Source organism: Streptomyces sp. NPDC046862, from assembly GCF_040704615.1.
Taxonomy (GTDB): domain Bacteria; phylum Actinomycetota; class Actinomycetes; order Streptomycetales; family Streptomycetaceae; genus Streptomyces.
On the sequence record NZ_JBEYXP010000126.1, the window covers coordinates 1 to 2,904 of the forward strand.

General features: G+C 73.7%; 1 protein-coding gene. It reads left to right on the forward strand.

The genetic code is table 11. The annotated features are described in order from the left end of the window. Positions 1 to 132: 132 nt before the first annotated feature. On the forward strand, positions 133 to 2,904 hold a 2,772-nt coding region (locus AB0959_RS52905; RefSeq protein WP_366834199.1), incomplete at its 3' end, for a type I polyketide synthase.

A 2,904-nucleotide genomic window follows, 5' to 3' on the forward strand; every position in this document is an offset into this window, starting at 1 on the left:
GAGCTGTGCACTCCGGAGTACTGGGTGCGGCATGTCCGGGCGACCGTCCGATTCGCCGATGGTGTGCGTGCCGTGCGAGCACAGGACGTCGGCACGGTTGTTGAGCTGGGTCCGGATGGTGCTGTGGTGTCGATGGTGCAGGAGGTGGCGCCGGAGCTGATGGTGGTGGCGGGGTTGCGGCGGGAGCGGGTTGAACCGGTCGCGTTGCTGTCGGCTTTTGCGCGGGCGCATGTGAACGGCGTGATGGTGGACTGGGGGGCGGTGTTCGCCGGGACGGGTGCGCGGCGGGTGGAGTTGCCGACGTATGCCTTCCAGCGCCGCCGCTACTGGCCCCAGACCGCCGTCGGCGCCGGCCACGGACGTGTGGTGGACGACTGGCGCTACCGGACCACCTGGCGTCCCTGTGCCCCGGCGGAGACCGAGCGGCCCGCCGGCCGATGGCTCCTCGTTGCTCCGGCCGAGGGCATCGGCACCGAGGTGGCGGAGGCGCTGCGGGCGGCGGGCGCCGACGTGGAGATCGCGGAGCGGCCGGTCGCCGGGGACTTCGCGGGCATCGTGGCGGTGCCGCGGTCGACCGTGGAGGCCGTGTCCCTCGTACAGGATCTGCGGGCCGCCGGTTCGAAGGCACCGCTGTGGTGGCTGACCCGGAACGCGGTGGCGGTCGTGCCCGGCGACACGGTGCGGCCGGAGGCGACCGAGTTGTGGGGGCTCGGCCAGGTGGTGAGCCTGGAGGAGCCGAAGTGGTGGGGCGGCCTCATCGATCTCCCCGCCGAATGGCAGGACGGTACGGGCGCGTTGGTCGCCGCCGTGCTCACGGCCGCGTCCGGTGGCGAGGACCAGCTCGCCGTGCGAGGGACGGGTGTGTTCGCCCGGCGGCTGGTGAGGGCGCCGCTCGCCGGACGCGGCCCGGTCCGGGAGTGGAAGCCGCGCGGCACGGTGCTGGTGACCGGTGGTACGGGCGGGGTCGGTGCGCACGTGGCGCGGTGGCTGGTGGCCGAGGGTGCGGAGCACCTGGTGCTGACGAGCCGTCGCGGTGCCGCCGCGCCGGGTGCCGCCGCGCTCGCGGAGGAGGTGCGTGCCCTCGGCGCGGACGTCACCTTCGCTGCCTGCGACGTGGCCGACCGGGACGCGCTGGCCTCCGTCCTGGCGGGCATACCGGAGGAGACGCCGCTGAGCGCTGTCGTGCACGCCGCGGGCATCGTGCGCTACACCAAGGTGCGCGACCTCACCTCGGAGGAACTTGACGAGGTCGTCTCCGGCAAGGCGGCGGGCGCCCGGAACCTGGACGAACTCACCGCTCACCTGGACCTGGACGCCTTCGTCCTGTTCTCCTCGGGGGCCGCATCCTGGGGCGGTGGCTCGCAGGGCGCCTACGCCGCCGCCAACGCCCACCTCGACGGCCTCGCCCAAGACCGTCGCGCCCGCGGGCTGCCCGCCACCTCGCTCGCCTGGGGCATCTGGCGTTCCGAGGGCATGGCGGCCGATCTCGACGAGCAGTCCCTCGCCCGGATGGGCCTGGCGCTGATGGACCCGGCGCTCGCACTCTCCGTCATGCGGGAGGCGGTCGAGCACGGCGAGACCCAGCTCACCGTCACCGACACCGACTGGTCGCGCTTCACACCCGTCTACGCGGGGGTCCGCCACCGCCCGCTGATCGAGGAGATCCCGGAGGCGGCCCGAGCCCTGAGGGACGATGACGACGGGGCCTCAGCGGACGCCGACGCCGGGCCGGCCGACGCCACGTCCTCGCCCGGCGACGCCCTGCGCCGCCGACTCACCGGCCTCACCGAGGGAGAACGGCACGCCGCGCTGCTGGACTTGGTACGGGAGCGTTCCGCTGCCGTGCTCGGACACTCCGACGTGACCGAGGTCGTGGCCGACCAGCCGTTCAAGGACCTCGGCTTCGACTCGCTGACGGCGACCGAGCTGCGCGACCGACTGAACGCGGCCACCGGCCTGCGCCTGCCCGCCACCCTCGTCTTCGACCACCCCACCCCCACCGCCCTCGCCGCACACCTCCACCGGGAACTGCACGGCGACACCGACCCGGGCACTCAGCCGCTCGTAGTGCGACACGTCGACCGTGACGACCCGCTGGTGATCGTCGGGATGGCCTGCCGCTTCCCCGGCGACGTACGCTCGCCCGAGGATCTGTGGCGGCTGGTCGCCGAGGGCCGCGACGAGATCTCCGGGGCGCCGGACGACCGGGGCTGGGACGCCTGGGGAGTCTCCGGGAATCAACAGGGCGGGTTCCTCACGGATGTCGGCGGCTTCGACGCCGCGTTCTTCGGCATCTCTCCGCGTGAGGCGCTGGCGATGGACCCGCAGCAGCGGCTGCTGCTGGAGACCTCGTGGGAAGCCCTGGAACGGGCCGGCATCGACCCCTCGTCGCTGCCCGGCAGCCGCACGGGCGTCTTCGTCGGCGGCACCCCGACCGGATACGGCGCCGTTCTCGGCGACGCTGCCAACGCCGGAGGCTACCTGCTCACGGGCAACAGCGGCAGCGTGATGTCCGGGCGGATCGCGTACGTCCTCGGTCTGGAGGGACCGGCGCTGACGGTCGACACTGCCTGCTCCTCCTCTCTCGTCTCCCTGCATCTCGCAGGGCAGGCGCTGAGCGGAGGGGAGTGCGACCTCGCGCTGGTCGGCGGCGTCGCCGTCATGCCCACGCCGGGTGCCTTCGACGAGTTCGCCCGACAGGGCGGCCTGGCCGGTGACGGCCGCTGCAAGGCCTTCGCGGACGCCGCCGACGGCACCGGCTGGTCCGAGGGCGTCGCCTTCCTCGTCGTGGAGAGGCTGTCGGACGCGGGGCGCAACGGCCATCCGGTGCTGGCGGTGGTCCGAGGTTCGGCGGCCAACCAGGACGGCGCGTCCAACGGACTGAGCGCCCCGAACGGGCCCGCC